This window comes from Formosa algae (genome assembly GCF_001439665.1).
In the GTDB taxonomy this organism is placed as follows: Bacteria; Bacteroidota; Bacteroidia; order Flavobacteriales; family Flavobacteriaceae; genus Formosa; species Formosa algae.
On sequence record NZ_LMAK01000055.1, the window covers coordinates 1 to 6,920 of the forward strand.

A 6,920-nucleotide genomic window follows, 5' to 3' on the forward strand; every position below is an offset into this window, starting at 1 on the left:
CTAATATTCAATATTCTTATACTTTAAATAAGTTTACTGTATCTTAATTTTTTATTTAAATGACATTCATTTCAATTATCACCATAAATTACAATAATTTAGTAGGTTTAAAAAAGACTATACAGAGTGTTATTAAGCAAACCTATAATGGAATAGAATATGTGGTTATTGATGGTGGGTCTACCGATGGAAGTGCTACTTATATAAAACAACATGACTCTAAATTGTCGTACTGGATTAGTGAAAAAGATTCCGGCATATACAATGCTATGAATAAAGGGATTGCTCAAGCTAAAGGAGACTATGTGTTATTTTTAAATAGCGGAGATGCTTTGGTTGCAAATAATACTATAAGTACTATTGTTAGTTTAGGTTTAGATAAAGATATAGTTTATGGTAATTTATTAAGAGTAAATGATAATACAACAGAGTTAAAGATATATCCAGAAAAATTAACCTTTAATCATTTTTATTATAAAGGGCATTTACCACACCCTGCTACGTTTATAAAAACAAGATTATTTATTGAATTAGGCTATTATCGAGAAGATTTTAAGATAGTTTCAGATTGGGAATTTTTTTTAAAGGCAATATGTAAATATAATGCTTCTTATAAACGTATTAATTGCACTGTAACGGCCTACGATACTACAGGCATATCTGCTAATCCAGAGTTTAGGGCAAGTCTTTTGAAAGAAAGAGAACAAAGTTTAGAAGAACATTTTCCTTTATTTTTACAAGACGCGTCTCGTCTAGTTGTATATGATAAGCTTGCTAAAACACAACATTATAAATTATATCAAAGTTTGCTAAAAAATAAGATACTTAAGAAGTTAAATAGATTTAGAGTATCAATATTTAAATTAGGTAAATAGCAAAATAAAAATATTGAAAAATACAATAATTTATATGGTAACGGTTTTTCCAAATGTTTCGGAAACATTTGTCATTTCTAATATTTTACAGGTTTTAGATCAAGGTAGTAACGTAGTTATATTAGCTCAAAAGAAAAAAAGTAGCAAAAATTCGTCTCAATCGGAATTATATAACCACTATAGTTTAGACGAAAAAGTATTAGAATTTAAAGAACCTCAAAAATCTTTTCAAAGGTACTTTCAAGCTCTAATTCTCTTGCTAAATCCTTTGATTTTCTTCTATTTTTTTAAATGCTGTTTAGTTCTTAATAGAGTTAGTCTAGAATTTGTATTTAAATTAAAGTATTACAAACCCTATAGGAAAGCTAATATTTTCCATATTCATTTTGCAATTGCCGGAGATCTAATACCATTATTAAAAAAAATTGGTTTTATTAAATCGAAAATTATTGTCACATTTCATGGCGTGGATGCTTTTTTGAAAGAAGAAAAAAAATATGAAAATATTAAACACAGATATCAAATAATATTTAATACAGTAAATTTGATTACTGTAAATACTCCATACCTTAAAGATAAAGTTATTGGATTAGGCTGCCCTTCTACCAAAATTAAAGTTGTGCCTGTAGGCATAAATTTAAAACTATATACTCCTAAAAAATTGCCTAAAATATTACCTTTTAAAGATCCAATTTATCTAATTAGTGTGGGACGTTTAATTGAATTGAAGGGCCATGAGTATGGCTTAAGAGTAGTTAAAATATTGGTAAATAAAGGTTTTAATATCAAATATAATATAATAGGAACTGGAGAGTTATTTGAATATTTAAACAATTTAATAATAGAATTAAAATTACAAGAGCATGTTAAATTATTAGGGGCACGTTCTCAAGAATACATAATTGACAAATTAGATTCTAGTCATATTTTTTTGATGCTATCACTAAAAGATAAGGAAGGAAGAGAAGAGGCGCAAGGATTAGTTACAGCTGAGGCCCAAGCTATGGGATTACCCATACTTGGCTTTAGAAGTGGTGGCGTACCGTATACAATTAATCATGATACAGGTATCCTTGTCGAGCAAAAAAACATAGAAGATTTGACTAATGCTATTATTAACTGTATAAAAAAACCAGATATGTACAAAACTATGAGTTTAAAGGCAAACACATGGGCAAACACTAATTTTGATGTTTCTAGTATGGTAGAAGCCTATTATAATATATAAAAATTTTTGATGAAAGAAGCCTCGTTAATATCAATAATAATACCAACATATAATAGAGCTCATCTAATAAGTGAAACTCTTGATTCTATCATTGACCAAACATATCAAAATTGGGAATGTATTATTGTAGATGATGGAAGTACTGATCATACGGCTAAAGTTGTAGAAGATTATTGTAATGGAGATCGTAGATTTCAATATCATCATAGACCCAAAGATCGTTTACCAGGTGGTAATGCCGCACGCAATTATGGGTTTGAGTTAAGTAAGGGGGAATATGTGAATTGGTTTGATAGTGATGATATTATGCTTCCTGATTTTTTAAACAAAAAAATAAAATTATTTAATTGTCATCCAAACTTAGATGCAGTATTAGCTTATGGCGCTTATTTTGAAAACAAAAATATTATTAATGTTGATGTAAAGAAGCCAAAACTTGATTTAGAAAATGTTTTCTTAGATTATGTGTCTAGTGAATTATTTTTTATAACACACGGACCACTTTGGAAAAGAAGTTTTTTAATAAAACAAGAATTATTTGATGAGAAAAGATTAAAAATTCAAGATACAGAGTTTCATTTTAGAATGTTATTAAAGGGATTATGTTTTATGTTTTATAGTGATTCTTATTTATTTCTTATACGAAGAGGAGATGATCGAGTTTCTGCAAAAGCAACTCTTTCGATAAAAAAATTAGAAGATGTATTGAAATATCATTTTTTTACGCTTAAAAATGTTAATCGGATTCCTGATAAATCTAGGTTGAGTTATCAAAAGATTACAGCCAAAAAAACGCTTCAGTCTTTTTATGAATTAGTAGTTTTACAAAAAGAAATTAATATTCGTATTCAATTGCGAAAAAAGCATAGTTATAAATTAAATTATGCTATAAGTGTACTTTCAAGCAACAATTTACAGACATATAAATTAAATTTGGCAGTTTTGACTACTGTAATTTTTAAAAAGGGTTTTTCATTTTTTAAATAATAAATCAATGAATATAAATATATTACTTTCAACTATACCAATTTCTACAAAAACTATAGGAAGTTGGAATATTATGTATGCTAAATTAGCTAAAGAAAAACCAAAATTATTATCTCATATTATTGCACCAAAATCAGACGATGATTTTATTAATACAGAATATCTACCAGTTAATTTATTATATTCTAAATATTTTAGTATTAATAAATATTTATACAATCATAATTATCTAAAGTACTATAATAGAATAAAAAAAATTTTAAATTCTACTAATGAAGTAATTATAGTAAATATCATAGATGATGTCAAGTTATTAATCAACTTGCATCTAATTTTAGTAAGGAATGGAATTAGGAATCGAGTTAGGATAATTTTTCATTTACATGGTTATGATATTTATCTTCAAGGTAATAAAGCATACGATTGTATGGATACTTTATTGGTGTTAACTATGGCGGCTTATCGATTTCAAATAAATAAAAGATCTGATATAAGTTGTAAAGTGAAACAGTTTTATAATGGTGTTGATCAAAATAAGTTTCATATAGCTACTACTAAAAAACAACAGGAAATTAAGAATTCACTTGGTCTAGAAGAAGATAAAGTTTATTATTTATGGTTATCTCAGGATAGAAAGAAAAAAGGATTACATATAATCTTAGAGGCATGGAAAGTTTTTATAGAAGACAAATCAAATGTAGAATTATTAATAATTGGTACAAAAAAATATGATGAAATTGATCAAGTTACATATTTAGGGAAAATAGCTAACGAACTATTACCCCCCTATTATCAAATTTCAACTTTTTATTTGTTTCCTACACTTTTTCATGAAGGTCATCCATTAGCTTTAACAGAGGCACTAAAATCAGGATGCTATTGTTTAGTATCGGACATTGAGCCGTTGCCAGAAATAATGAAATATGGTGAATATGGAGTTATGGTTGATTTTCCGAATAACCCTTCAAGTTGGCTAAAAGTTATGAATAAAACGTACGTGTCTTATAACTATGAAGGTAATCCATTTATGTTGCCCAGCGAAGTGTATAATTTTGATACTTGGATGTGTAATATGGAGAGAGTAATGGAAGAAGAATTAATTTAATAAAAAATATTTAGTAAGATATATTGATTTTGTTAACCCTAATTTTATACTAACATTTAAAATTCATAATTATAAAAACTATCGCCATCATTCCAGCCCGAGGAGGATCTAAACGTTTACCGTTTAAAAACACCTTACCATTAGGAGGTTTACCATTATTAGCTCACAGTATAAAATATGCCTTAGAGCAACAAGAGATTGATGCAGTGTACGTAAGTACAGATGATGAAAATATAAAAAAAATCGCCATAGACTATGGTGCTTTGGTGATTGATAGACCTCAATCATTATCAGGTGATCTAGAGCCTACCATTAGCACTTTACAGCATGTGTTAGCGGAATTAGATGATGCTGCCATTGAAACTGTTGTGTTGTTGCAACCTACAAACCCTTTACGACCTGAAATTTTATTTAAAAAGGTGTTTATAGAATTTAAAGCTAAAAATTGTACTAGCGTTTTTACTGTAACTCGTAATCATGATAAATTAGGTAAGATTGTCAATAACACCTTCGTGCCTTTTAATTATACACCAGGTCAACGTAGTCAAGATTTAGAACCTCTATATTATGAGAATGGCTTGTTATATATTACAACTGCAAATGCTATTCGAGATGGATCTATTATGACTGAAGATGCCTTGCCCTTTGTGGTAGAACATCCATTTTCTAAAGTCGATATTGATACCCAAGAAGATTTAGAATATGCAGAATATGTTTTTAATAATATTACATCATGAATGGTTTACAAAAAATAAAAAAAATAATTAAATCCACTTATATTAACTTAGTAGGGAATGGACAAACACCTATATTTATATTAGGAACAGGTCGTTGTGGAAGTACGTTGCTAGTCGATATGTTAATGACCAATAAAGCCTTAGATATTAATCAGCAAGAACAATATGACTGGTTTTTAACGGCTTTACCTGAAGGTCAAAAACATAAACCGTTATATACTGATTTGATAAATTATAGGCTAACAGCCGATAAAAGTTTAGCAAAATGGAATTGGTATTATCGAAAAAAATTAAAAGTAATTTTAGATGCAAAATTGAATGCCAACAAAAAACAATTTGTTTTAAAAAGTCCAGCGATAACATTTATACTACCAGAAATTAAAAAAATGTATCCAAATGCCAAATATATACACTTGTATAGGCATGGAGTAGCGGTAGCTAGATCTTGGGCGAAGAAAGAATATCTAAATAAAGTCATATATGCTAAGTATTATTCAGAAGACGAGTTCGTTTTAAAATGCGCCGAATATTACAATGATTCTATTTTAGAAATAGAACAGTTTTTAGAACACATACCACAAGAAGATAAATATCACATTAGTTATGAAAAATTATCTAAAAGCCCCAAAGAAGAATTAGCTTCTTTATTAAATTTTATCGGTGTAAATACAGAATGTGCTTTTGATTTAAATCAAATCCAAAGTACAAACTATAAAATGGATTTATTAGCAGATGATGAGAAATTGCATTTAGAAGCTATCATGCAAACAGCACTCAGTAAATTAGGGTATATGTGAAATGCTAACATCTGATAAGCTGTAACAATTTATTAAATTGCTTTTAATCTCTTCTACAATTTATTATGTTTACCTCATAGATTAAAATTAAACAAATGAATTCATATATAGAAATTTCAGGTCGTAAAATAGGCCCTGATTATCCTCCACTAGTTATTGCTGAAATTGGTATTAATCATGAGGGCTCTTTAGCCGTTGCCAAAGCTATGGTAGATGCGGCGGCTCGTGCTGGTGCAGAAATGGTTAAACATCAAACTCATATTGTAGCAGATGAAATGAGTGGTGCCGCTAAAAAAGTTATACCTGGAAATGCCGATATCTCTATTTATGATATTATGGCCCGTTGCGCTTTGAATGAAGCTGACGAACTGGCTTTAAAAACCTATGTAGAATCTAAAGGCATGATTTTTATTTCTACCCCGTTTTCAAGAGCAGCGGCGGAACGCTTGCAACGTTTTGATATTCCAGCTTATAAAATTGGATCTGGAGAATGTAATAATTATCCGTTATTAGAACATATTGCCCAGTTTGGGAAGCCTGTTATTTTAAGCACCGGAATGAATACTATTGAAAGTGTAAAAAAGGCGGTGGCTATTTTTGATAAATACAAAGTGCCTGTTGCTTTATTACATACTACTAACCTCTATCCGACGCCTATTCATTTGGTGCGTTTTGGAGCTATGCAAGAATTACATGCTGCTTTTCCTGATAAAGTCTTTGGATTAAGTGATCATACTTTGAATAATAATGCATGCTTAGGCGCAGTGGCATTAGGCGCTAGTATTTTAGAACGTCATTTTACAGATCATATGGAGCGTACAGGTCCGGATATTGTTTGTAGTATGGATGAACAGGCTTGTAAAGATTTAATTGTAAATAGTGCTGAAATGGCACTAATGCGCGGAGGAACTAAAGCACCCGCTAAAGAAGAGCAAGTGACTATAGATTTTGCTTTTGCTACCGTTTGTACTATTGCACCGATTAAAAAAGGAGAGACGTTTACTAAAGCTAATATTTGGGTGAAACGCCCAGGGACTGGTGAGATTTTAGCCGAACATTTTGAGTCGTTGTTGGGAAAGGTTGCTACTCGAGATATTTCTGATGATGAGCAGTTGACTTGGGATGATGTTGAATAATTGTTTTTCTTAATACACACCCCTGACCCCTCTCAAGAGGGGAGTTGATTGCGAT

General features: G+C 29.8%; 7 protein-coding genes. All 7 read left to right on the top strand.

All coding sequences use genetic code 11. From position 1 onward, the window contains the following. Window positions 1-59: 59 nt before the first annotated feature. Window positions 60-875, top strand: coding sequence for a glycosyltransferase family 2 protein (locus AST99_RS12540; RefSeq protein ID WP_057782184.1), 816 nt, complete (start codon window positions 60-62; stop codon window positions 873-875). 13 nt (window positions 876-888) lie between these two features. Then, the gene (locus AST99_RS12545) at window positions 889-2,103 is read left to right on the top strand and encodes a glycosyltransferase (protein ID WP_157486380.1); all 1,215 of its coding nucleotides are present in this window, start codon (window positions 889-891) and stop codon (window positions 2,101-2,103) included. A gap of 9 nt (window positions 2,104-2,112) precedes the next feature. Further along, window positions 2,113-3,090 (top strand): glycosyltransferase family 2 protein, encoded by a 978-nt coding sequence (locus AST99_RS12550; protein ID WP_057782186.1) that lies wholly within the window; start codon window positions 2,113-2,115, stop codon window positions 3,088-3,090. Window positions 3,091-3,097: 7 nt separating this feature from the next. Next, the gene (locus tag AST99_RS12555) at window positions 3,098-4,195 is read left to right on the top strand and encodes a glycosyltransferase family 4 protein (RefSeq protein ID WP_057782187.1); all 1,098 of its coding nucleotides are present in this window, start codon (window positions 3,098-3,100) and stop codon (window positions 4,193-4,195) included. 89 nt (window positions 4,196-4,284) lie between these two features. Further along, complete coding sequence (locus AST99_RS12560; protein WP_307415098.1) at window positions 4,285-4,932, top strand: acylneuraminate cytidylyltransferase family protein; 648 nt, start codon at window positions 4,285-4,287, stop codon at window positions 4,930-4,932. Then, window positions 4,929-5,729 carry a sulfotransferase family protein gene (locus tag AST99_RS12565; protein WP_057782189.1) on the top strand — a complete coding sequence of 267 codons (801 nt, stop codon included), beginning with the start codon at window positions 4,929-4,931 and terminating at the stop codon, window positions 5,727-5,729. The genes AST99_RS12560 and AST99_RS12565 overlap by 4 nt, the downstream gene beginning before the upstream one ends. Window positions 5,730-5,824: 95 nt before the next feature. Continuing rightward, window positions 5,825-6,865 (top strand): N-acetylneuraminate synthase family protein, encoded by a 1,041-nt coding sequence (locus tag AST99_RS12570; RefSeq protein ID WP_057782190.1) that lies wholly within the window; start codon window positions 5,825-5,827, stop codon window positions 6,863-6,865. The last annotated feature ends 55 nt before the right edge of the window (window positions 6,866-6,920 follow it).

What these genes read in the sequence shown, in the direction of transcription:
- AST99_RS12540 (WP_057782184.1), top strand. Translation starts at nt 60, where the DNA reads ATGACATTCATTTCAATTATCACCATAAATTACAATAATTTAGTAGGT.
- AST99_RS12550 (WP_057782186.1), top strand. Translation starts at nt 2,113, where the DNA reads ATGAAAGAAGCCTCGTTAATATCAATAATAATACCAACATATAATAGA.
- AST99_RS12555 (WP_057782187.1), top strand. Translation starts at nt 3,098, where the DNA reads ATGAATATAAATATATTACTTTCAACTATACCAATTTCTACAAAAACT.
- AST99_RS12565 (WP_057782189.1), top strand. Translation starts at nt 4,929, where the DNA reads ATGAATGGTTTACAAAAAATAAAAAAAATAATTAAATCCACTTATATT.
- AST99_RS12570 (WP_057782190.1), top strand. Translation starts at nt 5,825, where the DNA reads ATGAATTCATATATAGAAATTTCAGGTCGTAAAATAGGCCCTGATTAT.